Genomic DNA, 22,483 nt, shown 5'->3' on the forward strand with positions numbered 1-22,483 from the left:
CCCCCCCCCCCCCCCCCCCCCCCCCCCCCCCCCCCCCCCCCCCCCCCCCCCCCCCCCCCCCCCCCCCCCCCCCCCCCCCCCCCCCCCCCCCCGCCGTGGAGGCAGGCATGCCGCGTCAGCGCACGAACACCCCCGCCTGTCCCGCCAGGTCCAGGAAGTACTGCGGTGCCACACCGAGCACCACCGTGACCGCCACGCCGACGCCGATCGCCGCCATGGTCAGCGGCGACGGGACGGCGACGGTCGGGCCCTGGGGCCGCGGCTCGCTGAAGAACATCAGCACGATCACGCGGATGTAGAAGAACGCGGCGATGGCCGAGGAGATCACACCGATCACGACCAGCGGGGCCGCGCCGCCCTCCGCCGCCGCCTTGAACACGGCGAACTTGCCCGTGAAACCGGAGGTCAGCGGGATACCGGCGAAGGCCAGCAGGAACACCGCGAACACGGCCGCCACCAGCGGCGACCTGCGCCCGAGCCCGGCCCACTTCGACAGGTGCGTCGCCTCGCCGCCCGCGTCGCGCACCAGCGTGACCACCGCGAAGGCGCCGATCGTCACGAAGGAGTACGCGGCCAGGTAGAAGAGGACGGACGAGACACCGTCCGGCGTGGTCGCGATGACGCCCGCGAGGATGAAGCCCGCGTGGGCGATCGACGAGTACGCCAGCAGCCGCTTGATGTCGGTCTGCGTGATCGCGACGATCGCGCCGGCCAGCATGGTGACGATCGCCACGCCCCACATCACCGGCCGCCAGTCCCAGCGCAGGCCGGGCAGGACGACGTAGAGGATGCGGAGCAGGGCGCCGAAGGCCGCGACCTTGGTCGCCGCGGCCATGAAGCCGGTCACCGGCGTCGGCGCGCCCTGGTACACGTCCGGCGTCCACATGTGGAACGGCACCGCGCCCACCTTGAACAGCAGGCCCATGACGACCAGCGCGGAGCCGACGAGCAGCAGCGCGTCGTTGCCCATGGTGTTCGCGAGCGCCGGGGTGACGTTCTGCACGGTGCCGTCGACGACCCGCGCGATGGTGCCGTACGACATGGAGCCCGCGTAGCCGTAGAGCAGGGCGATGCCGAACAGGGTGAAGGCGGAGGCGAAGGCGCCGAGCAGGAAGTACTTGACCGCCGCCTCCTGCGACATCAGCCGCTTGCGGCGGGCCAGCGCGCACAGCAGGTACAGCGGGAGGGAGAAGACCTCCAGGGCGACGAAGAGCGTCAGCAGGTCGTTGGCCGCCGGGAAGATCAGCATGCCGGCGACGGCGAACATCAGGAGCGGGAACACCTCGGTGGTGGTGAAGCCGGCCCTGACCGCCTTCTGCTCGCTCTCGCTGCCGGGCACGGCCGCGGCCTGCGCGGCGAAGGAGTCGACGCGGTTGCCGTGGGCCTCCGGGTCGAGCCGCCGCTCGGCGAAGGTGAACACCGCGACGAGGCTCGCCAGCAGAATGGTGCCCTGCAGGAACAGGGCCGGGCCGTCGACGGCGAGGGCGCCCATCGCCGCGATGCCCGCCCTGGTGGTGCCGTACCCGTTCGCCGCCAGCGCGACGACCGCGGCGAAGGCGGAGATCAGCGCGACGGCGGACAGGAACAGCTGCGTGTGGTAGCGGGACCGGCGTGGTACGAAGGCCTCGACCAGAATGCCGGCGATCGCGGCGCCGAGGACGATCAGCGTGGGCGCGAGCTGCCCGTACTCGATCTTCGGCGCGTCGATCCTGGCGATCGGGTCGGCCGCCGTCGCCGCCGTTGTCCACAGACTGTGGACGGCTGTTGCGCTCACTTGGCCGCCTCCACCTCAGGCTGGGGGTCCTTCTTGTGTACGTCGGACATGGTCTGCCGCACCGCCGGGTTCACGATGTCCGTCACGGGCTTGGGATAGACGCCGAGGAAGATCAGCAGCGCGACCAGCGGCGCCACGACCACCAGCTCCCGCACCCGCAGGTCGGGCATCGCGGATACCTCCGGCTTCACCGGGCCCGTCATCGTCCGCTGGTAGAGGACGAGGGTGTAGAGCGCGGCGAGGACGATGCCGAAGGTGGCGATGATCCCGATCACCGGGTAGCGCGTGAACGTGCCGACCAGCACCAGGAACTCGCTGACGAACGGGGCGAGTCCCGGCAGGGAGAGCGTCGCCAGGCCGCCGACCAGGAAGGTGCCGGCGAGCACCGGGGCGACCTTCTGCACACCGCCGTAGTCGGCGATGAGCCGCGAGCCGCGCCGGGAGATCAGGAAGCCGGCGATCAGCATCAGCACGGCGGTCGAGATGCCGTGGTTGACCATGTACAGGGTCGCGCCGGACTGGCCCTGGCTGGTCATCGCGAAGATGCCCATGATGATGAAGCCGAAGTGCGAGATCGACGCGTAGGCGATCAGGCGTTTGATGTCGCGCTGGCCGACCGCCAGCAGCGCGCCGTAGATGATGCTGACGACCGCGAGGACGAGGACGACCGGCGTCGCCCACTTGCTGGCCTCCGGGAACAGCTGGAGGCAGAAGCGGAGCATCGCGAAGGTGCCGACCTTGTCGACCACCGCCGTGATGAGCACGGCGACCGGCGCGGTGGCCTCCCCCATCGCGTTGGGCAGCCAGGTGTGCAGCGGCCACAGCGGCGCCTTCACCGCGAAGGCGAGGAAGAAGCCGAGGAACAGCCACCGCTCGGTGCTCGTCGCCATGTCCAGCTCGCCACTGGCGCGGGCCTCGGCGATCTCGGTGAGGGAGAAGTTCCCGGCGACCACGTACAGCCCGATCACCGCGGCCAGCATGATCAGTCCGCCGGCCAGGTTGTAGAGGAGGAACTTCACCGCCGCGTACGACCGCTGGGTGGCGGCCGTCTGCTCGCCGTGCTCGTGCGCCCGGTCCCCGAAGCCGCCGATCAGGAAGTACAGCGGGATCAGCATGGCTTCGAAGAAGATGTAGAAGAGGAAGACGTCGGTGGCCTCGAAGGAGATGATCACCATCGCCTCGACGGCCAGGATCAGGGCGAAGAAGCCCTGCGTCGGCCGCCACCGCTTGCTGCCGGTCTCCAAGGGGTCGGCGTCGTGCCAGCCCGCGAGGACGATGAACGGGATCAGCAGGGCGGTCAGCGCGATCAGCGCCACCGCGATGCCGTCCACGCCCAGCTCGTAGCGGACGCCGAACTCGGCGATCCAGGAGTGGGACTCGGTGAGCTGGTACCGGTCGCCGTCCGGGTCGAAGCGGACCAGGACCGCGATCGCCAGCGCGAGCGTGGCCAGCGAGAACAGCAGCGCCAGCCACTTGGCCGCGGTGCGTTTCGCGGCCGGTACGGCGGCCGTGGCGATGGCCCCCACGGCCGGGAGCACCGCCGTCGCTGTCAGCAGGGGAAAGGACATCGGTATCAGACCGCCCTCATCAGCAGGGTCGCGGCGACGAGGACCGCCGCACCGCCGAACATCGAGACCGCGTAACTGCGCGCGAAGCCGTTCTGCAGCCGGCGCATCCGCCCGGACAGGCCGCCGAACGAGGCCGCCGTGCCGTTGACGACCCCGTCGACCAGGGAGTGGTCGACGTAGACCAGCGAGCGCGTGAGGTGCTCGCCGCCGCGGACCAGGACGACGTGGTTGAAGTCGTCCTGGAGCAGGTCGCGGCGGGCGGCCCGGGTGAGCAGCGACCCGCGCGGGGCCACGGCCGGCACCGGACGCCGTCCGTACTGCGCCCAGGCGATCGCCACGCCGATGACCATGCAGGCCACGGTCGCCCCGGTGACCGTGGCGGCGCTGATCGGCGCGTGCCCGTGGTCATGCCCGGTGACGGGCTCGAGCCAGTGCAGGAAGCGGTCGCCGATGCTGAAGAAGGCACCGCCCGCGACCGAACCGACGGCCAGCAGGATCATCGGGATCGTCATCAGCCCCGGCGACTCGTGCGGGTGGGGCGGTGCGTACTCGCCGCGGGTCTCGGCGGCGGGCTCCACGTCCGGCTGGGCCGGGGACGGCGTCGGGGCGTCGCGCCAGCGCTCCTCGCCGAAGAAGGTCATCAGCATCACGCGCGTCATGTAGTACGCGGTGACGGCCGCGCCCAGCAGGGCGCAGGCGCCGAGGATCCAGCCCTCGGTGCCGCCCTTGGCGAACGCCGCCTCGATGATCTTGTCCTTGGAGAAGAAGCCGGACAGGCCCGGGAAGCCGATGATGGCGAGGTAGCCGAGGCCGAAGGTGACGAAGGTGACCGGCATGTACTTGCGCAGGCCGCCGTAGCGGCGCATGTCGACCTCGTCGTTCATGCCGTGCATGACGGAGCCGGCGCCGAGGAACAGGCCGGCCTTGAAGAAGCCGTGCGTCACCAGGTGCATGATCGCGAAGACGTAGCCGATGGGGCCGAGGCCCGCGGCGAGCACCATGTAGCCGATCTGCGACATGGTCGAGCCGGCCAGCGCCTTCTTGATGTCGTCCTTGGCGCAACCGACGATCGCACCGAACAGCAGCGTGACCGCGCCGACGATGGTGACCACCAGCTGGGCGTCCGGGGCGCCGTTGAAGATCGCCCCGGAGCGGACGATCAGGTAGACGCCCGCCGTCACCATGGTCGCGGCGTGGATGAGGGCCGAGACCGGGGTCGGGCCCTCCATCGCGTCCCCGAGCCAGGACTGCAGCGGCACCTGGGCGGACTTGCCGCAGGCGGCGAGCAGCAGCATCAAGGCGATCGCGGTGAGCTTGCCCTCGTCGGCCGAGCCCGCGAGCCCGGCCTCCCCGTGGCCGCCGAGCACCGGCCCGAAGGCGAAGGTGCCGAACCACAGGAACATCAGCATGATCGCGATGGACAGGCCCATGTCGCCGACGCGGTTGACCAGGAAGGCCTTCTTCGCGGCGGTGGCGGCGCCGGGCTTGTGCTGCCAGAAGCCGATCAGCAGGTAGGAGGCGAGACCGACGCCCTCCCAGCCGGCGTACAGCAGCAGGTAGTTGTCGGCGAGGACGAGGATCAGCATCGCCGCGAGGAACAGGTTCAGGTAGCCGAAGAAGCGGCGGCGCCGCTCGTCGTGCTCCATGTACGCGATCGAGTACAGGTGGATCAGCGAGCCGACGCCGGTGATCAGCAGGACGAAGGTCATCGACAGCTGGTCGAGCCGGAAGGCGACGTCGGCCTGGAAGCCCTCCACCGGGACCCAGCTGAACAGGTGCTGTGTCAGGGTGCGGTCCTCGGCGGCGCTGCCGAGCAGCTCGGTGAAGAGGACGACGCCGATCACGAAGGACACGGCGGCCAGCAGTGTGCCGATCCAGTGGCCGACGGCGTCCAGCCGGCGGCCGCCGCAGAGCAGGACCGCGGCTCCGAGCAGGGGCGCCGCCACCAGCAGCGCAATCAGGTTCTCCACGATTCTTCCGACCCCTTACAGCTTCATCAGGCTGGCGTCGTCGACCGAGGCCGAGTGACGGGCGCGGAACAGGGACACGATGATCGCGAGTCCGACCACGACCTCGGCGGCGGCGACGACCATCGTGAAGAAGGCGATGATCTGCCCGTCGAGATTGCCGTGCATGCGGGAGAAGGCGACGAACGCGAGGTTGCAGGCGTTGAGCATCAGCTCGACGCACATGAAGACCACGATGGCGTTGCGCCGGATCAGCACGCCCGTGGCGCCGATGGTGAACAACAGGGCCGCGAGGTAGAGGTAGTTGACCGGGTTCACTTCGACGCCTCCTCGGACCGCTTGAAGGTGGCCGGCTCGGCCGCCCTGCGCTCCAGACGCTCCTCGGCGCGCTGCTCCAGGGCCTTGAGGTCGTTCAGCGCCTCCATCGAGACGTCGCGGATCTGGCCCCGCTCGCGCAGCGTCTTGCTGACGGTCAGCTCGGACGGGGTGCCGTCGGGCAGCAGGCCCGCGATGTCGACCGCGTTGTGCCGGGCGTAGACGCCGGGCGCCGGCAGCGGCGGCAGGTACTTGCCCTCGCGGACGCGCTGCTCGGACAGCTCGCGCTGCGTCCTGGCCCGCTCGGTGCGCTCGCGGTGGGTGAGCACCATGGCGCCGACGGCGGCCGTGATGAGCAGGGCGCCGGTGATCTCGAAGGCGAAGACGTACTTGGTGAAGACGAGGGACGCGATGCCCTCCACGTTGCCGTTGGCGTTGGCCTGGGCGAGGCCGGTGAACTCGCTGACGGAGGCGTTGCCGATGCCGGCGATCAGCAGGATGCCGAAGCCGAGCCCGCAGAGCAGGGCCAGCCAGCGCTGCCCCCTGATGGTCTCCTTCAGGGAGTCCGCCGCGGTGACGCCGACGAGCATCACCACGAACAGGAACAGCATCATGACCGCGCCGGTGTAGACGACGATCTGCACGATGCCGAGGAAGTAGGCGCCGTTGGCGAGGTAGAACACCGCCAGCACGATCATGGTCCCGGCGAGGCAGAGGGCGCTGTGCACGGCCTTCTTCATGAAGACGGTGCACAGGGCGCCGATCACCGCGACCGTGCCGAGGATCCAGAACTGGACGGCCTCTCCGGTGGAGGTGCCGGCGGAGAGAGTCGCCGCGGCGGCGAGCTGCGCGCTCATCGGCGGATCACCTCCGGGGAGGCCGGTTCGGTCCCGCCGAAGGTCGAGTCGCCCTCCTGGACGACCTCGCCCTCGGAGTGGGCGACCTGCTGGACGGTGCCGGGCGCGGCCTCGGTGACCAGGCCCCGGTAGTAGTCCTGTTCGTCCGTGCCCGGGTAGATGGCGTGAGGCGTGTCGACCATGCCCTCCTCCAGGCCGGCGAGCAGCTGTTCCTTGGTGAAGATGAGATCGGCGCGGCTGGAGTCGGCCAGTTCGAACTCGTTGGTCATCGTCAGCGCGCGCGTGGGACAGGCCTCGATGCACAGGCCGCACAGGATGCAGCGGGCGTAGTTGATCTGGTAGACGCGGCCGTACCGCTCGCCCGGCGAGTAGCGCTCCTCGTCGGTGTTGTCCGCGCCCTCCACGTAGATCGCGTCGGCGGGACACGCCCAGGCGCACAGCTCGCAGCCGACGCACTTCTCCAGGCCGTCCGGATGGCGGTTGAGCTGGTGCCGTCCGTGGAAGCGCGGAGCGGTGGTCTTCTTCTGCTCCGGGTACTGCTCGGTGAGCCGCTTCTTGAACATGGCCTTGAAGGTCACGCCGAAGCCGGCCACGGGGTTCAGGAAACCGGGGTCGGTCTCCTTGGGTTCCTCAGCCATCGGACGCCTCCTTTCCATCCGTAGATCCGCCCACGGGTCCGTCACGGTGAGTATCGGGCCCGCCACTGACAATCAGCTCCCGCTCCCCGCGCGGGCGGCGCCTGGGCACCGGCGGCAACTCCTGACCGGGCAGCGGCGGTACGGGGAACCCGCCGGCCATCGGGTCGAAGGCGGCGGCCGGTTCCTCCTCGGGGGGCTCGGCCCGCCTGCCCTTGTCGCGGTACATGTCGACGAGGAAGGACAGCACCAGGAGGGCCAGGACACCGCCGCCGATGTAGAGGGCGATGTCGGTGAAGCCGTAGTTCTCGTTCCTGAGGGCCCGCACGGTGGCGACGAGCATCAGCCACACCAGGGAGACCGGGATGAGGACCTTCCAGCCGAGCTTCATCAGCTGGTCGTAGCGGACGCGCGGGAGCGTGCCGCGCAGCCAGATGAAGAAGAACAGCAGCAGCTGCACCTTCACCACGAACCAGAGCAGTGGCCACCAGCCGTGGTTGGCGCCCTCCCAGAAGGTGCTGACGGGCCAGGGGGCCCGCCAGCCGCCGAGGAAGAGGGTGGTGGCGACCGCCGAGACCGTCACCATGTTCACGTACTCGGCGAGCATGAACATCGCGAACTTGATCGACGAGTACTCGGTGTTGAAGCCGCCGACCAGGTCGCCCTCGGACTCCGGCATGTCGAAGGGGGCGCGGTTGGTCTCGCCGACCATGGTGACGATGTAGAGGATGAAGGAGACCGGCAGCAGCACGATGTACCAGCGGTCGGTCTGCCCCGCGACGATCTCCGAGGTCGACATGGACCCCGAGTAGAGGAACACCGAGGCGAACGCGGCGCCCATCGCGATCTCGTAGGAGATCATCTGCGCGCAGGAGCGCAGACCGCCGAGGAGCGGGTAGGTCGAGCCGGAGCTCCAGCCGGCGAGCACGATGCCGTAGATGCCGACCGAGGCGACCGCGAGGATGAACAGCATCGCGATCGGCAGGTCGGTGAGCTGCATCGCGGTGCGGTGGCCGAAGATCGAGACCTCGTTGCCGGCCGGTCCGAAGGGGATCACGGCGATCGCCATGAAGGCCGGGATCGCCGCGACGATCGGAGCGAGGACGTAGACCGCCTTGTCGGCGCGCTTGACGACGACGTCTTCCTTGAGCATCAGCTTGATGCCGTCGGCGAGCGACTGGAGCATGCCCCAGGGGCCGTGCCGGTTGGGGCCGATGCGCAGCTGCATCCAGGCGACGACCTTGCGCTCCCACACGATGGAGAACAGCACGGTCACCATCAGGAAGGCGAAGCAGAAGACCGCCTTGATCACCACCAGCCACCAGGGGTCGGTGCCGAACATCGAGAGGTCTTCGGCGGCGAGGTACGGGCTCATGCCTCCACCTCCTGGAGGGCCTCGCCCGCGAGCGTGGCCGGGCCGATGCGGACGAGGGTGCCGGGCAGCGCCCCGGCGTCGGAGGCGACGCCGCGGCCGGCCGAGTTCAGCGGGAGCCAGACCACCCGGTCGGGCATCTCGGTGACCTCCAGCGGGAGTTCCACGGCTCCGGCGGGCCCGGTCACGGCCAGGAGGTCGCCGTCCTTGACGCCCGCCTCGGCGGCCGTGGCGGGCGACACGCGCGCGCGTGCGGCGTGCCGGGTGCCGGCGAGCGCCTCGTCGCCCTGCTGGAGGACGCCCCGGTCGAGCAGCAGCCGGTGCCCGGCGAGGACGGCCTCCCCGGCGGCCGGCCGGGGCAGGGCGCCCGCGGAGTGCGCCGGTTCGTCGGCCCGGGGCCCGTCCCAGGCGCCGAGCCGGTCGATCTCCGCGCGTGTGGTGCGCAGGTCCGGCAGGCCCAGGTGGACGTCCATGGCGTCGGCGAGCATCTGCAGCACCCGGCCGTCGGTGGGCGCGACGCGGCGGGTCATCTGGTCGGGCTTGAGCGCGGCCTCGAAGGAGCGCGCCCTGCCCTCCCAGTTGAGGAAGGTGCCGGCCTTCTCGGCGACCGCGGCGACGGGCAGGACCACGTCGGCGAGCGCGGTGACCTCACCGGGCCGCAGCTCCAGGGACACCACGAAGCCGGCCTCGGCGAGTGCCGCACGCGCGCGTGCCGGGTCGGGCAGGTCGGCGATCTCCACGCCCGCCACCAGCAGCGCCTGCAGCTCACCGCGTGCGGCGGCCTCGACGATCTGGCCGGTGTCGCGGCCGTAGCGGTGCGGGAGGTCGGCGACGCCCCAGACGGCGGCGACCTCCTGACGCGCGCGGGGGTCGGTCGCGGGGCGTCCGCCGGGCAGCAGCGACGGCAGCGCCCCCGCCTCGATCGCGCCGCGCTCCCCGGCCCGGCGCGGGATCCACACCAGCCGGGCGCCGGTCGCGGCGGCGGTCCGCACGGCGGCGGTGAACCCGCCGGCCACGGCCGCCAGCCGTTCGCCGACGACGATGACGGCGCCCTCGGCGCGCAGGGCCTCGGCGGCCCTGGCCCCGTCGTCCTCCAGGCCGACGCCGCTCGCGAGGGCGTCCAGCCATTCGGTCTCGGTGCCGGGGGCGGCGGGCAGCAGCGTGCCGCCGGCCTTCTCCAGGCCCCGGGTGGTGTGGGTGGCCAGCGAGAACACCTTCAGCCCGTGCTTGCGCCAGGCCTTGCGCAGCCGCAGGAAGACGCCGGGCGCCTCCTCCTCGGCCTCGAAGCCGACCAGCAGCACCGCCGGCGCCTTCTCCAGCGCGGTGTACGTGACACCCGTGCCGTCCAGGTCGCGGCCGCGGCCGGCCACCCGGGCGGCGAGGAAGTCGGCCTCCTCGGCGCTGTGCGCGCGTGCGCGGAAGTCGATGTCGTTGGTGCCGAGGGCCACGCGTGCGAACTTGCTGTACGCGTAGGCGTCCTCGACGGTGAGCCGGCCGCCGGTCAGGACGCCGGTCCGGCCCTTGGAGGCGAGCAGTCCCTGGGCGGCGATCTGCAGGGCCTCCGGCCAGGAGGCCGGCTCCAGCTCGCCCTCGGCGCCTCGCACCAGGGGGGTCGTCAGCCGGTCCCGCTGCTGCGCGTACCGGAAGGCGAAGCGGCCCTTGTCGCAGATCCACTCCTCGTTGACCTCGGGGTCCTCGGCCGCGAGGCGTCGCATGACCTTGCCGCGCCGGTGGTCGGTGCGCGTCGCGCAGCCGCCGGAGCAGTGCTCGCACACGGACGGCGAGGAGATCAGGTCGAAGGGGCGGGAGCGGAACCGGTAGGCGGCCGAGGTGAGCGCGCCGACCGGGCAGATCTGGATGGTGTTGCCGGAGAAGTACGACTCGAAGGGGTCGCCCTCGCCGGTGCCGACCTGCTGGAGCGCGCCCCGTTCGATCAGCTCGATCATCGGGTCGCCCGCGACCTGGTTGGAGAACCGGGTGCAGCGGGCGCACAGCACGCACCGCTCGCGGTCGAGCAGCACCTGCGTGGAGATCGGCACGGGCTTCTCGTAGGTCCGCTTCTTCCCCTCGAAGCGGGACTCGGCGTTGCCGTGCGACATGGCCTGGTTCTGCAGGGGGCACTCGCCGCCCTTGTCGCAGACCGGGCAGTCCAGCGGGTGGTTGATGAGCAGCAGCTCCATCACCCCGTGCTGGGCCTTCTCGGCGACGGGCGAGGTGAGCTGGGTCTTGACCACCATCCCGTCGGTGCAGGTGATGGTGCAGGACGCCATGGGCTTGCGCTGGCCCTCGACCTCGACGATGCACTGGCGGCAGGCGCCGGCCGGGTCGAGGAGCGGGTGGTCGCAGAACCGGGGGATCTCGATGCCGAGCTGCTCGGCGGCCCGGATGACCAGGGTGCCCTTGGGCACGCTGATCTCGATGCCGTCGATCGTCAGCGTGACGAGGTCCTCGGGCGGTACCGCCGCGGCTCCCCCGCCGGAGGGAGCGCTCGTGGTCACGGTCATGCGTTCACCTCCATGCGGTGGTCGGCCCAGGCCGTGGACCTGGCCGGGTCGAAGGGGCAGCCGCCGCCCGTGATGTGCTGCTCGTACTCCTCGCGGAAGTACTTGAGCGAGGAGAAGATCGGCGAGGCGGCGCCGTCGCCGAGGGCGCAGAAGGACTTGCCGTTGATGTTGTCGGCGATGTCGTTCAGCTTGTCGAGGTCGCTCATCGAGCCCTTGCCGGCCTCGATGTCGCGCAGCAGCTGCACGAGCCAGTAGGTGCCCTCGCGGCAGGGCGTGCACTTGCCGCAGGACTCGTGGGCATAGAACTCGGTCCAGCGGGTGACGGCGCGCACCACGCAGGTCGTCTCGTCGAAGCACTGGAGCGCCTTGGTGCCGAGCATGGATCCGGCGGCGCCCACCCCCTCGTAGTCGAGGGGGACGTCGAGGTGCTCGTCGGTGAACATCGGCGTGGAGGAGCCGCCCGGGGTCCAGAACTTCAGCCGGTGGCCGGGGCGCATGCCGCCGCTCATGTCGAGGAGTTGGCGCAGGGTGATGCCGAGCGGGGCCTCGTACTGGCCGGGGGTGGCGACGTGGCCGCTGAGCGAGTAGAGCGTGAAGCCCGGGGACTTCTCGCTGCCCATCGACCGGAACCACTCCTTGCCCTTGTTGAGGATCGCGGGAACCGACGCGATGGACTCGACGTTGTTCACCACGGTGGGGCAGGCGTAGAGGCCCGCGACGGCGGGGAAGGGGGGACGGAGCCGCGGCTGGCCCCGGCGGCCTTCGAGCGAGTCGAGCAGTGCGGTCTCCTCGCCGCAGATGTACGCGCCGGCGCCCGCGTGCACGGTGAGTTCGAGGTCGAGTCCGCTGCCCAGGATGTTCTCGCCGAGGAAGCCGGCCGCGTAGGCCTCGCGCACGGCCGCGTGCAGCCGCCGCAGCACGGGGACGACCTCGCCGCGCAGATAGACGAAGGCGTGCGACGACCTGATGGCGTAGCAGGCGATGACGATGCCCTCGATGAGGCTGTGCGGGTTGGCGAAGAGGAGCGGGATGTCCTTGCAGGTCCCCGGCTCCGACTCGTCGGCGTTGACGACGAGGTAGTGGGGCTTGCCGTCGCCCTGGGGGATGAACTGCCACTTCATGCCCGTGGGGAAGCCGGCGCCGCCGCGGCCGCGCAGACCGGAGTCCTTGACGTACGCGATCAGGTCGTCCGGCGACATCGCCAGCGCCTTGCGGAGCCCCTCGTACCCCTCGTGCCTGCGGTAGACGTCCAGCGTCCAGGACTCGTCCTCGTCCCAGAAGGCCGACAGCACGGGTGCGAGCAGCTTCTCCGGGCTGTGGTCCTTGATCTCGGGTGCCAAGGTCATCACTCCCCCTCCTCGGCGGTGGGCCCTGCGGGATGCGCCGGGTCGGAGGCCGATGTGTCCTGCGGCGCGTCGTGCGAGCTGAGGTGGCGACTCGGCGACGGGTCGTGCACGGCCCGGTCCTGCGGCGCGTCGTACGGTCCGCCGTCCCGCGGGTGCACCACGCGCGCGGCGGACGTCTCGCCCTTGGCCAGCTTCAGTCCGGCCAGGGAGGCGGGGCCGGCGCTGCCGCCGGCCGCGACGGCGCCCTCCCGCTCGTCGGGGAAGCCCGCCAGGATGCGGGCGGTCTCCTTGAAGGTGCACAGCGGCGCGCCGCGCGTGGGTGTCACCTGGCGTCCCGCACGCAGGTCGTCGACGAGGCGGCGGACGCTCTCGGGGGTCTGGTTGTCGAAGAACTCCCAGTTGACCATCACGACCGGGGCGTAGTCGCAGGCCGCGTTGCACTCGATGTGCTCCAGCGTGACCTTGCCGTCCTCGGTGGTGCCGCCGTTGCCGACGCCCAGGTGCTCCTGGAGGGACTCGAAGATCGCGTCGCCGCCCATGACCGCGCACAGGGTGTTGGTGCAGACGCCGACCTGGTAGTCGCCGCTCGGCCCGCGCCGGTACATGGTGTAGAAGGTCGCGACCGCGGTGACCTCGGCCGTGGTCAGTCCCAGCACGTCCGCGCAGAACCGCATGCCGGTGCGGGTGACGTGGCCCTCCTCCGACTGCACGAGGTGCAGCATCGGGAGGAGGGCGGACCGGGAGTCCGGGTAGCGGGCGATGATCTCGCGCGCGTCGGCCTCCAGCCGGGTCCGGACGTCGTCCGGGTAGGCGGGCGCGGGCAGTTCCGGCATGCCCAGGCCGACGCCCCGCCCGGACCGCTCGGAAGAAGAGGTGGTCACCGGTCGACGCCTCCCATCACGGGGTCGATGGACGCCACCGCGACGATGACGTCGGCGACCTGGCCGCCCTCGCACATCGCCGCCATGGCCTGCAGGTTGGTGAAGGACGGGTCGCGGAAGTGGACCCGGTAGGGGCGGGTGCCGCCGTCGGAGACGACGTGCGCCCCGAGCTCGCCCTTGGGCGACTCGACCGCCGTGTACGCCTGTCCCGGCGGGACGCGGAAGCCCTCGGTGACCAGCTTGAAGTGGTGGATCAGGGCCTCCATGGAAGTACCCATGATCTTCTTGATGTGGTCCAGGGAGTTGCCGAGTCCGTCCGGTCCGAGCGCGAGCTGGGCGGGCCAGGCGATCTTCTTGTCGGCGACCATGACCGGTCCGGGCCGGAGCCGGTCCAGGCACTGCTCGACGATCCTGAGCGACTGGCGCATCTCCTCCAGCCGGATCAGGAAGCGGCCGTAGGAGTCGCAGGTGTCGGCGGTCGGGACGTCGAAGTCGTACGTCTCGTAGCCGCAGTACGGCTGGGTCTTGCGCAGGTCGTGCGGGAGGCCGGCGGAGCGCAGGACGGGGCCGGTGACGCCGAGGGCCATGCAGCCGGCCAGGTCGAGGTAGCCGACGTCCTGCATGCGGGCCTTGAAGATGGGGTTCCCGGTGGCGAGCTTGTCGTACTCCGGGAGGTTCTTCTTCATCTTCTTCACGAACTCGCGGATCTGGTCCACCGCGCCCGGCGGCAGGTCCTGGGCGAGCCCGCCGGGGCGGATGTACGCGTGGTTCATCCTCAGGCCGGTGATCAGCTCGTAGATGTCGAGGATCAGTTCGCGGTCGCGGAAGCCGTAGATCATGATCGTGGTGGCGCCGAGCTCCATGCCGCCGGTGGCGATGCACACCAGGTGGGAGGAGAGCCGGTTCAGCTCCATCAGGAGCACCCGGATGACCGACGCCCGGTCCGGGATCTGGTCCTCGATGCCGAGGAGCTTCTCGACGGCCAGGCAGTACGCCGTCTCGTTGAAGAACGGCGTCAGGTAGTCCATGCGCGTCACGAACGTGGTGCCCTGCGTCCAGGTCCGGTACTCGAGGTTCTTCTCGATGCCGGTGTGCAGGTAGCCGATGCCGCAGCGGGCCTCGGTGACCGTCTCGCCGTCGATCTCCAGGATCAGGCGGAGCACGCCGTGGGTGGACGGGTGCTGGGGGCCCATGTTGACGACGATGCGCTCGTCGTCGGCGCGGGCCGCGGACTGGACGACCTCGTCCCAGTCGCCGCCGGTGACCGTGTAGACGGTGCCCTCGGTGGTCTCGCGCGCCGACGCCGACGAGGGGGTGTGCGTGCTCATGAGTACGACCTCCGCTGGTCCGGAGCCGGGATCTGGGCGCCCTTGTACTCGACGGGGATGCCGCCGAGGGGGTAGTCCTTGCGCTGCGGGTGGCCCTGCCAGTCGTCCGGCATCATGATCCGCGTCAGGGCCGGGTGACCGTCGAAGACGATGCCGAAGAAGTCGTACGTCTCGCGCTCGTGCCAGTCGTTGGTCGGGTAGACCGAGAACAGCGACGGGATGTGCGGGTCGCCGTCGGGGCAGCTGACCTCGAGCCGGATCATCCGGTTGTGGGTGATCGAGCGCAGGTGGTAGACGGCGTGCAGCTCGCGGCCCTTGTCGTTCGGGTAGTGGACGCCGCTGACGCCGGTGCACAGCTCGAAGCGCAGGGCCGGGTCGTCGCGCAGGGTGCGGGCGACGCGGACGAGGTGCTCGCGCTCGATGTGGAAGGTGAGTTCGCCGCGGTCGACGACCGTCTTCCCGATGGCGTTCTCGGGCAGCAGCCCCTGTTCCTCCAGGGCGCCCTCGAGCTCGTCGGCGACCTCGTCGAACCAGCCGCCGTAGGGCCTGCTCGCCGGTCCCGGGAGGCGGACCGAGCGGACCAGGCCGCCGTAGCCGGAGGTGTCGCCGCCGTTGTTCGCGCCGAACATGCCGCGCTGGACGCGGATCTCCTCGCCGCCCTGACCGCGCTGGCCGGGAAGGTTCTGCGCGGAGAGGTCCTTCTCGGGGTTCACGCCGTTCGCGTCACCGTTCGTGTGGTTCGCGTCGCTCACCGCAGCAGCCCCTTCATCTCGATGGTGGGCAGGGCCTTGAGCGCCGCCTCCTCCGCCTCGCGGGCCGCCTCCTCGGCGTTCACCCCGAGCTTGGAGTTCTGGATCTTGTGGTGGAGCTTGAGGATGGCGTCCATCAGCATCTCGGGCCGCGGCGGGCAGCCGGGGAGGTAGATGTCGACCGGGACGATGTGGTCGACGCCCTGGACGATCGCGTAGTTGTTGAACATGCCGCCCGAGGAGGCGCAGACCCCCATGGAGATCACCCACTTGGGGTTCGGCATCTGGTCGTAGACCTGCCGCAGCACCGGCGCCATCTTCTGGCTGACCCGGCCCGCGACGATCATCAGGTCCGCCTGCCGCGGCGAGCCGCGGAAGACCTCCATGCCGAAGCGCGCCAGGTCGTAGCGGCCGGCGCCGGTGGTCATCATCTCGATGGCACAGCACGCCAGGCCGAACGTGGCCGGGAAGACGGACGACTTGCGCACCCAGCCCGCGGCCTGCTCGACGGTGGTCAGCAGGAATCCGCTCGGCAGCTTTTCTTCGAGTCCCATGACTAAAGGCCCCTCAGTCCCATTCCAGGCCGCCGCGCCGCCATACGTACGCGTACGCGACGAAGACGGTGAGCACGAAGAGCAGCATCTCCACGAGCCCGAAGATCCCCAGGGCGTCGAAGGTGACGGCCCAGGGGTAGAGGAAGACGATCTCGATATCGAAGATGATGAAGAGCATCGCCGTCAGGTAGTACTTGATGGGGAAGCGCCCGCCGCCGGCCGGCGTGGGGGTCGGCTCGATGCCGCACTCGTAGGCCTCGAGCTTCGCCCGGTTGTACCGCTTCGGACCGATCAGCGTGGCCATCACCACGGAGAAGATCGCAAAGCCTGCCCCGAGGGCTCCCAGTACGAGGATGGGCGCATACGCGTTCACCGCTCCTCGCTCCTCTCAGTCGGCACTGACTGGTGGCGGTTCTGTGCCGGACTCACAACCGCCCCGGCAGTCCCACGAGTCCCACCCGTTCCGGGGTGAAGATCGCGAACATGTGAAGCAGGTCACAAGCCCAACTGCCTCGCATCTTATGCCTGCCGCTCTGTGATCTGCGACACGGGGTATCGCACAAGCTTTGTGATCTTCACCACCTGACGAAGGATCATGAAGTCGGATGAGCGGTGATCTTCGTGCAGGAAGTGTTCAGCCGATCACCATAGGTGACATTTTCACTCGTCGTCGCTGGTCAGATGGGTAACGGGAGGTACGTTCCACTATCAAGGCGCTTCGCGACGAAGCAAATTGGCACTGGACCGGATCTCTTGATAGAGGGACGCGATCACACCTCGGAGGGACGGCGGAACCCGGCGTGGACACGTGCACGCGTTCACGAGCGGCACCGGCCGGCGGCCCGCGCACGGGACGCAGCCGACGGGGCGCCCGTTCCGTGACCTCCGCCACATCCACGAGGGGCGCCCGGGAGCCGGGCTTGGCCATCCATGTCAACAAGTGGTAGGCGAGGGGCAATTCGGGCGAAACGATCAAAGCCCGTGATCACAGGTGGGTTACGGTCGGCCCGCTATGTCCGTTACGTCGTCAAGAAAGGGCGACACGCCCGGGTTTCGGGCCCCCGGCCGGGCAACTGTGGCGCACGACACGTTTCTTGAAGGTACGGAGGAGGTCCTGATACCGGTTGTCCCTATGTCCCACACCGCTCACATACGCAGCCACCGGAAGCCCCGCCGCAGCGCGTCGACCATCGCGATGCGGGCCGGAGTTGCCGGTGGCGTCCTCAGCACCCTGGCAGTGGCCGGGGCGTCGGGTTCGGCCCACGCGGCCGAGCCGGTGACGCAGACCCTCGAACTGCCCACCCTGACGGCCGACCTGGCCGCCCAGATCGCCCAGTCCGCGGACGCCACCCAGCAGGCCGCCGTCGCCTACGAGCTGCGCGCCGAGCGTGACGCGGCCGCCGCCGAGGCCGCCGAGAAGGCCGAGGCGGACCTCGCCGAGGCCAAGAAGAGGGCCGCGGAGGAGAAGAAGAAGGCCGAGGAGGCCGCCCGCCAGGAGGCCGCCGAGCGCGCCTCCCGCACCGCCGAGCGCGCCACCCTGAGCGCCTCCGCCGACACCGGTTCCCCGTCCGCCTCATCGGCCTCGTCCGCCTCCTCCGGCAGCACGGCCACGGTCGGCTCGTCGGCGACCGGTTCGGCCGCCGCGGTCGTCTCCTTCGTCCGGGCGCAGGTCGGCGACGCCTACGTCTCCGGCGGCACCGGCCCCAACTCGTGGGACTGCTCCGGTCTGGTGCAGGCCGCCTTCAAGCAGGTCGGCGTCGACCTGCCGCGCGTCTCCCAGGCCCAGTCGACCGCCGGCACCCAGGTGTCGCTGAGCAACCTCCAGCCGGGCGACATCCTGTACTGGGGCGGCGCGGGCAGCGCGTACCACGTGGGCGTCTACGTCGGTGACGGCATGTTCGTCGGCGCGCAGAACCCGTCGACGGGCGTCGCGCTGAAGCCCCTGTCGTACGACCCGCCGAGCGGCGCGGTGCGCGTGCTCTGACGCCCGCGTCCGGACGGACCCGGACCGTCCCGGACACACACGTCCGGACACGCCGGAACAGAACAGACGAAAAGGCCGCAGCCGCTCGGGGCTGCGGCCTTTCGGCGTGGTTCAGGCCTTCGGCGCGACCTTGCTCAGTCCGTTGATGATGCGGTCCATCGCGTCGCCGCCCGTCGGGTCCGTCAGGTTGGCGAGCATCTTCAGCGTGAACTTCATCAGGACCGGGTGGGTGAGGCCGCGCTGCGTCGCGATCTGCATGACCTTCGGGTTGCCGATGAGCTTCACGAAGGCGCGGCCGAGCGTGTAGTAGCCGCCGTAGGTGTCCTTCAGGACGCGCGGGTAGCGCTGCAGGGCGGCCTCGCGCTGGGCCGGCGTGGTCCGCGCCTGGGCCTGGACGATGACGTCGGCGGCGATCTGGCCGGACTCCATGGCGTAGGCGATGCCCTCGCCGTTGAAGGGGTTCACCAGTCCGCCGGCGTCGCCGACCAGCAGCAGGCCCTTGGTGTAGTGGGGCTGGCGGTTGAAGGCCATGGGGAGCGCGGCGCCGCGGATGGGGCCGGTCATGTTGTCGGGCGTGTAGCCCCAGTCCTCGGGCATGGAGGCGCACCAGGCCTTGAGGATCTCGCGCCAGTCGAGTTCCTTGAAGGAGGCGGAGGTGTTGAGCACGCCCAGGCCGACGTTGGACGTGCCGTCGCCCATGCCGAAGATCCAGCCGTAGCCCGGCAGCAGGCGGTCCTGGGCGCCGCGGCGGTCCCACAGCTCCAGCCAGGACTCCAGGTAGTCGTCGTCGTGGCGGGGCGAGGTGAAGTACGTGCGCACCGCGACGCCCATCGGGCGGTCCTCGCGGCGGTGCAGGCCCATCGCCAGGGACAGGCGGGTGGAGTTGCCGTCGGCGGCCACGACCAGCGGCGCGTGGAAGGTGACCTCGCGCTTGTCCTCGCCGAGCCTGGCGTGGACGCCGGTGATGCGGCCGGTGCGGTCGTCGATGACCGGCGCGCCGACGTTGCAGCGCTCGTGCAGGCGGGCGCCGGCCTTCTGGGCCTGCCGGGCGAGCTGTTCGTCGAAGTCGTCGCGCTTGCGGACCAGTCCGTAGTCCGGGAAGGAGGCCAGGTCAGGCCAGTCCAGCTGGAGGCGGGAGCCGCCGCCGATGATGCGCAGCCCCTTGTTGCGCAGCCAGCCGGCCTCCTCGGAGATGTCGATGCCCATGGCGACGAGCTGCTTCACCGCGCGCGGGGTGAGGCCGTCGCCGCAGACCTTCTCCCGGGGGAAGGCGGTCTTCTCCAGCAGGAGGACGTCGAGCCCGGCCTTGGCCAGGTGGTACGCGGTCGTGGAGCCGGCTGGCCCCGCGCCCACGACGATCACATCGGCGGTGTTGTCGGAGAGGGGCTCGGTCACGGCGGGTTCTCCCCAGAGTTTCGAAATCTGTGTGCCGACGGGCACAGGACACGGGCAGTCTATTCAGCGTCACCGATCACCCGGCTGAAGGGCTGCCCCGTGAACCGAGCTCTGCCTGTCGTACGGCTGCGCGTCCCCACCGACGAGGACGCCGTCGCCTGGCACCGGGTCTTCGACGACCCGGACGTCATGGAGTTCCACGGCGGGAGGCCCGCCGAGCTGTCCGTCTACGAGGAGCTCACCGCGCGCCAGCGCCGCCACGACGCCGAACGCGGCTTCTGCCTGTGGACGATGGTGGACGAGTCCGGCCGGGTCATCGGCTTCACCGGCGCCCAGCCGTGGCCCGGCGACTGGGGGCCCAGGGGCGAGATCGAGATCGGGTGGCGGCTGGGACGGGCGTACTGGGGCAAGGGATACGTCACGGCGGCGGCCCGGCAGACGCTGGAGCGGGTGCGCGCGGCGGGCGTGACGGAGGTGGTCGCGATGGTCGACGCCCGCAACAGGCGCTCCATCGCGGTCACGGAACGGCTCGGCATGCGGCTCGCCGAGGTGTTCACGACACCGGCGTCGCAGCAGCGGGGGCACTGCTACCGGCTCGCGCTGTGACGGCGGCTCAGGCCTCCTTGAAGCCCCGGTGCAGCGCCACGACGCCACCGGTCAGGTTGCGGTACGCCACCTTGGACCAGCCGGCCTCGCGCAGCCGTCCGGCGAGCGCCGGCTGGTCGGGCCAGGCGCGGATGGACTCGGCGAGGTAGACGTAGGCGTCCGGGTTGGAGGAGACCGCGCGGGCCAGCGGCGGCAGGGCGCGCATCAGGTACTCGGTGTAGACGGTGCGGAAGGGCGCCCAGACCGGGTGCGAGAACTCGCAGATCACGACCCGGCCGCCGGGCCTCGTCACCCGGTACATCTCGCGCAGCGCCGCGTCCGTGTCCTGCACGTTGCGCAGCCCGAAGGAGATGGTGACCGCGTCGAACACGTCGTCGCGGAACGGCAGCCGCGTCGCGTCGCCCGCGGTGAACGGCATCCACGCGTGCCGCTCCTTGCCGACCTGGAGCATGCCGAGGGAGAAGTCGCAGGGGACGACGTAGGCGCCGGCGCGGGCGAAGGGCTGGGACGAGGTCGCCGTGCCGGCGGCCAGGTCGAGGACCTTCTGCGCGGGCCGGGCGTCGACGGCCCGGGCGACCTCCTTGCGCCACGCCCGGTCCTGCCCGAGCGAGAGCACGGTGTTCGTCAGGTCGTACCGTTCCGCGACGTGGTCGAACATCGAGGCGACTTCGTGCGGCTGCTTGTTCAGGGAAGCGCGGGTCACCGGCCCATTGTTGCAGCACCGCGTCACGGCACGAGCCCCGGCCTCCTCCGCGCGGCGACGTGCCGAGACGCGCGGGGAAGGACCCGTTCAGCGCCGCCGGTACACCAGGCGGCCCGCGACGACCGTCGCCACGCACGTGGACGCGCCGTCCCGCACGAGCGCGGCCCGGTCGGGCACGTCGAACACCGCGAACCGCGCGGGTCTCCCGGGGGCGAGCCCAGGAAGCAGCACGAGCGGCACCGGTGAGAACGACGCGGGCCCGGGCAGAGCGGCCGGGCGCCCCGCCAGGGCGAGCCCCGCTCCGCGCACCGCGTCCAGGGCCGCGCGGCTGCGCAGTTCACCGGCGACGGCGACCGTGCCGTGCGCCAGCATGCGCTGTACTCCGCGGCGCGCGCTGGCGCCCCGCGCGGACGGGGCGGCGGTGAGAAGTGCGAGCGCGCGCTCCCCGAAGACCGGCTCGGTACCGAGCCGGTCCGCTTCGCGCGGGTCGGGGTGGTAGGCCTGTTCCAGCAGTTCCGGACCGTACGGGTTGAGCAGGCCGGGCGTCAGGATGCCGGGCCACCGGCGCACTCGCGCCCGCGGGTGGTCGGCGGCCAGCGCCTCGTACGGGCCGACGGCGGCGACATGCGCGCCGTCGACCACGACGGCCGCCTCGGGCGAGGCCTCAGGGACGTGAATCGTCAGCACGGCGGCGTCAGTTGGGGGCGAGCAGCTTCAGCTCGGGGTGGGCCGTGCCGCCCTCGATGGCCGTGGACGAGATGTGGGAGACGACGCGCTCGTCGACGGGGTCGTTCGCCGGGTCGTCGTGCACGACGAGGTGCTCGTAGGTCGTGGACCGCTGGGCCGGGACGCGTCCCGCCTTGCGGATCAGGTCGATGATCTCGAGCCGGTTGGAGCGGTGCCTGGCGCCCGCGGAGGAGACGACGTTCTCCTCCAGCATGATCGAGCCGAGGTCGTCGGCGCCGTAGTGCAGGGAGAGCTGGCCGACTTCCTTGCCGGTGGTCAGCCAGGAGCCCTGGATGTGGGCGACGTTGTCGAGGAAGATCCGGGCGATGGCGATCATCCGCAGGTACTCGAAGAGCGTGGCCTGCGTGCGGCCCTTCAGGTGGTTGTTCTCGGGCTGGTAGGTGTACGGGATGAAGGCGCGGAAGCCGCCGGTGCGGTCCTGCACGTCCCGGATCATGCGCAGGTGCTCGATGCGCTCGGCGTTGGTCTCGCCGGTGCCCATCAGCATGGTGGACGTCGACTCCACGCCCAGGTTGTGGGCGATCTCCATGATCTCCAGCCAGCGCTCGCCGGACTCCTTCAGCGGGGCGATCGCCTTGCGCGGCCGCTCCGGGAGCAGTTCGGCGCCGGCCCCGGCGAAGGAGTCGAGCCCGGCCGCGTGGATGCGCCGGATCGCCTCCTCGACCGACACCTTCGAGATCCGCGCCATGTGCTCAACCTCGCTCGCCCCCAGGCTGTGGATGACGAGCTCGGGGAACTCCTTCTTGATGGCGGCGAAGTGCTTCTCGTAGTACTCGACGCCGTAGTCCGGGTGGTGGCCGCCCTGGAACATGATCTGCGTGCCGCCCAGCTCGACGGTCTCCGCGCAGCGGCGCAGGATGTCGTCGAGATCGCGGGTCCAGCCCTTCTTCGTGTCCTTGGGGGCCGCGTAGAAGGCGCAGAACTTGCACGCCGTGACGCACACGTTCGTGTAGTTGATGTTGCGCTCGATGATGTACGTCGCGATGTGCTCGGTACCCGCGTAACGGCGCCTGCGGACGGCGTCGGCGGCGGCGCCCAGCGCGTGCAGCGGGGCGTCGCGGTAGAGGGCGAGCGCCTCTTCGGGGGTGATCCGCCCACCGGCGGCGGCACGGTCGAGGATGGGCTGAAGGTCGGCCTTCTCGGTCACCGGCGTCCCTTTCGTAAGGGTTGTGGACAGACCTGCCCAGCGTACGCCAGC

At 70.7% G+C, this 22,483-nt stretch carries 20 protein-coding genes; 2 read left to right on the top strand and 18 right to left on the bottom strand.

Annotated elements, in window-relative coordinates:
- Positions 1-115 precede the first annotated feature (115 nt).
- The 14 genes from nuoN to ACFYOJ_RS34040 are packed head-to-tail and all read right to left on the bottom strand — an operon-like array spanning position 116 to position 16,223.
- Positions 116-1,774 (bottom strand): NADH-quinone oxidoreductase subunit NuoN, encoded by a 1,659-nt coding sequence (gene nuoN / locus ACFYOJ_RS33975; protein ID WP_356556659.1) that lies wholly within the window; start codon positions 1,772-1,774, stop codon positions 116-118.
- The gene (locus ACFYOJ_RS33980; protein WP_356556658.1) at positions 1,771-3,342 is read right to left on the bottom strand and encodes an NADH-quinone oxidoreductase subunit M; all 1,572 of its coding nucleotides are present in this window, start codon (positions 3,340-3,342) and stop codon (positions 1,771-1,773) included. The genes nuoN and ACFYOJ_RS33980 overlap by 4 nt, the downstream gene beginning before the upstream one ends.
- A 5-nt stretch (positions 3,343-3,347) precedes the next feature.
- Complete coding sequence (gene nuoL, locus ACFYOJ_RS33985; RefSeq protein ID WP_356556657.1) at positions 3,348-5,312, bottom strand: NADH-quinone oxidoreductase subunit L; 1,965 nt, start codon at positions 5,310-5,312, stop codon at positions 3,348-3,350.
- 15 nt (positions 5,313-5,327) lie between these two features.
- Positions 5,328-5,627 (bottom strand): NADH-quinone oxidoreductase subunit NuoK, encoded by a 300-nt coding sequence (nuoK, locus tag ACFYOJ_RS33990; RefSeq protein ID WP_062928520.1) that lies wholly within the window; start codon positions 5,625-5,627, stop codon positions 5,328-5,330.
- Positions 5,624-6,481, bottom strand: coding sequence for an NADH-quinone oxidoreductase subunit J (locus tag ACFYOJ_RS33995; protein ID WP_356556656.1), 858 nt, complete (start codon positions 6,479-6,481; stop codon positions 5,624-5,626). The genes nuoK and ACFYOJ_RS33995 overlap by 4 nt, the downstream gene beginning before the upstream one ends.
- Entirely contained in the window at positions 6,478-7,119 is a 642-nt protein-coding gene (gene nuoI / locus ACFYOJ_RS34000; protein ID WP_356556655.1) for an NADH-quinone oxidoreductase subunit NuoI, read from the bottom strand. Before nuoI ends, ACFYOJ_RS33995 begins: the two co-directional genes overlap by 4 nt.
- Positions 7,112-8,491, bottom strand: coding sequence for an NADH-quinone oxidoreductase subunit NuoH (gene nuoH / locus ACFYOJ_RS34005; protein WP_356556654.1), 1,380 nt, complete (start codon positions 8,489-8,491; stop codon positions 7,112-7,114). Before nuoH ends, nuoI begins: the two co-directional genes overlap by 8 nt.
- Entirely contained in the window at positions 8,488-10,992 is a 2,505-nt protein-coding gene (locus ACFYOJ_RS34010; RefSeq protein ID WP_356556653.1) for an NADH-quinone oxidoreductase subunit G, read from the bottom strand. Before ACFYOJ_RS34010 ends, nuoH begins: the two co-directional genes overlap by 4 nt.
- The gene (gene nuoF, locus ACFYOJ_RS34015; RefSeq protein ID WP_356556652.1) at positions 10,989-12,341 is read right to left on the bottom strand and encodes an NADH-quinone oxidoreductase subunit NuoF; all 1,353 of its coding nucleotides are present in this window, start codon (positions 12,339-12,341) and stop codon (positions 10,989-10,991) included. Before nuoF ends, ACFYOJ_RS34010 begins: the two co-directional genes overlap by 4 nt.
- Positions 12,338-13,219, bottom strand: a complete 882-nt coding sequence (nuoE, locus tag ACFYOJ_RS34020; RefSeq protein ID WP_356556651.1) for an NADH-quinone oxidoreductase subunit NuoE — start codon at positions 13,217-13,219, stop codon at positions 12,338-12,340. Before nuoE ends, nuoF begins: the two co-directional genes overlap by 4 nt.
- Complete coding sequence (locus ACFYOJ_RS34025) at positions 13,216-14,547, bottom strand: NADH-quinone oxidoreductase subunit D (RefSeq protein ID WP_356556650.1); 1,332 nt, start codon at positions 14,545-14,547, stop codon at positions 13,216-13,218. The genes nuoE and ACFYOJ_RS34025 overlap by 4 nt, the downstream gene beginning before the upstream one ends.
- On the bottom strand, positions 14,544-15,299 hold the full coding sequence (locus ACFYOJ_RS34030) for an NADH-quinone oxidoreductase subunit C (RefSeq protein WP_356556649.1): 756 nt from the start codon (positions 15,297-15,299) through the stop codon (positions 14,544-14,546). Before ACFYOJ_RS34030 ends, ACFYOJ_RS34025 begins: the two co-directional genes overlap by 4 nt.
- Positions 15,296-15,850 carry an NADH-quinone oxidoreductase subunit B family protein gene (locus ACFYOJ_RS34035; protein ID WP_029381065.1) on the bottom strand — a complete coding sequence of 185 codons (555 nt, stop codon included), beginning with the start codon at positions 15,848-15,850 and terminating at the stop codon, positions 15,296-15,298. The genes ACFYOJ_RS34030 and ACFYOJ_RS34035 overlap by 4 nt, the downstream gene beginning before the upstream one ends.
- A 13-nt stretch (positions 15,851-15,863) precedes the next feature.
- Positions 15,864-16,223: an NADH-quinone oxidoreductase subunit A gene (locus ACFYOJ_RS34040; RefSeq protein WP_003974383.1), complete on the bottom strand. Its 360-nt coding sequence runs from the start codon at positions 16,221-16,223 to the stop codon at positions 15,864-15,866.
- A 759-nt stretch (positions 16,224-16,982) separates the two neighbouring features.
- On the opposite strand from ACFYOJ_RS34040, the gene ACFYOJ_RS34045 reads away from it, so the two are divergent.
- On the top strand, positions 16,983-17,834 hold the full coding sequence (locus ACFYOJ_RS34045) for a C40 family peptidase (protein WP_356556648.1): 852 nt from the start codon (positions 16,983-16,985) through the stop codon (positions 17,832-17,834).
- 111 nt (positions 17,835-17,945) lie between these two features.
- Here ACFYOJ_RS34045 and ACFYOJ_RS34050 read toward each other — a convergent pair whose 3' ends face one another.
- Positions 17,946-19,229: a geranylgeranyl reductase family protein gene (locus tag ACFYOJ_RS34050; RefSeq protein ID WP_356556647.1), complete on the bottom strand. Its 1,284-nt coding sequence runs from the start codon at positions 19,227-19,229 to the stop codon at positions 17,946-17,948.
- Between the two features lie 99 nt (positions 19,230-19,328).
- Here ACFYOJ_RS34050 and ACFYOJ_RS34055 point away from each other — a divergent pair, with 99 nt between their 5' ends.
- On the top strand, positions 19,329-19,835 hold the full coding sequence (locus ACFYOJ_RS34055; protein WP_356556646.1) for a GNAT family N-acetyltransferase: 507 nt from the start codon (positions 19,329-19,331) through the stop codon (positions 19,833-19,835).
- A 7-nt stretch (positions 19,836-19,842) separates the two neighbouring features.
- Here the strand turns inward: ACFYOJ_RS34055 and ACFYOJ_RS34060 are convergent, their stop codons facing one another.
- From ACFYOJ_RS34060 to mqnC, 3 genes are all read right to left on the bottom strand, one after another.
- A complete protein-coding gene (locus tag ACFYOJ_RS34060) occupies positions 19,843-20,538 on the bottom strand; it encodes a demethylmenaquinone methyltransferase (protein ID WP_356556645.1) in 696 nt (231 codons plus the stop codon).
- 87 nt (positions 20,539-20,625) lie between these two features.
- On the bottom strand, positions 20,626-21,225 hold the full coding sequence (locus ACFYOJ_RS34065) for a hypothetical protein (protein WP_356556644.1): 600 nt from the start codon (positions 21,223-21,225) through the stop codon (positions 20,626-20,628).
- 7 nt (positions 21,226-21,232) lie between these two features.
- Positions 21,233-22,432 carry a cyclic dehypoxanthinyl futalosine synthase gene (gene mqnC, locus ACFYOJ_RS34070; protein WP_356556643.1) on the bottom strand — a complete coding sequence of 400 codons (1,200 nt, stop codon included), beginning with the start codon at positions 22,430-22,432 and terminating at the stop codon, positions 21,233-21,235.
- Positions 22,433-22,483 lie beyond the last annotated feature (51 nt).

This window comes from Streptomyces sp. NPDC006384, from assembly GCF_042870695.1.
Lineage (GTDB): Bacteria > Actinomycetota > Actinomycetes > Streptomycetales > Streptomycetaceae > Streptomyces.

Excerpts from the sequence above, each read along its gene's own strand:
- ACFYOJ_RS33980 (WP_356556658.1), bottom strand. The coding sequence starts at position 3,342 with ATGTCCTTTCCCCTGCTGACAGCGACGGCGGTGCTCCCGGCCGTGGGG.
- ACFYOJ_RS33995 (WP_356556656.1), bottom strand. The coding sequence starts at position 6,481 with ATGAGCGCGCAGCTCGCCGCCGCGGCGACTCTCTCCGCCGGCACCTCC.
- nuoI (WP_356556655.1), bottom strand. The coding sequence starts at position 7,119 with ATGGCTGAGGAACCCAAGGAGACCGACCCCGGTTTCCTGAACCCCGTG.
- nuoH (WP_356556654.1), bottom strand. The coding sequence starts at position 8,491 with ATGAGCCCGTACCTCGCCGCCGAAGACCTCTCGATGTTCGGCACCGAC.
- ACFYOJ_RS34010 (WP_356556653.1), bottom strand. The coding sequence starts at position 10,992 with ATGACCGTGACCACGAGCGCTCCCTCCGGCGGGGGAGCCGCGGCGGTA.
- ACFYOJ_RS34025 (WP_356556650.1), bottom strand. The coding sequence starts at position 14,547 with ATGAGCACGCACACCCCCTCGTCGGCGTCGGCGCGCGAGACCACCGAG.
- ACFYOJ_RS34035 (WP_029381065.1), bottom strand. The coding sequence starts at position 15,850 with ATGGGACTCGAAGAAAAGCTGCCGAGCGGATTCCTGCTGACCACCGTC.
- ACFYOJ_RS34045 (WP_356556648.1), top strand. The coding sequence starts at position 16,983 with ATGTCCCACACCGCTCACATACGCAGCCACCGGAAGCCCCGCCGCAGC.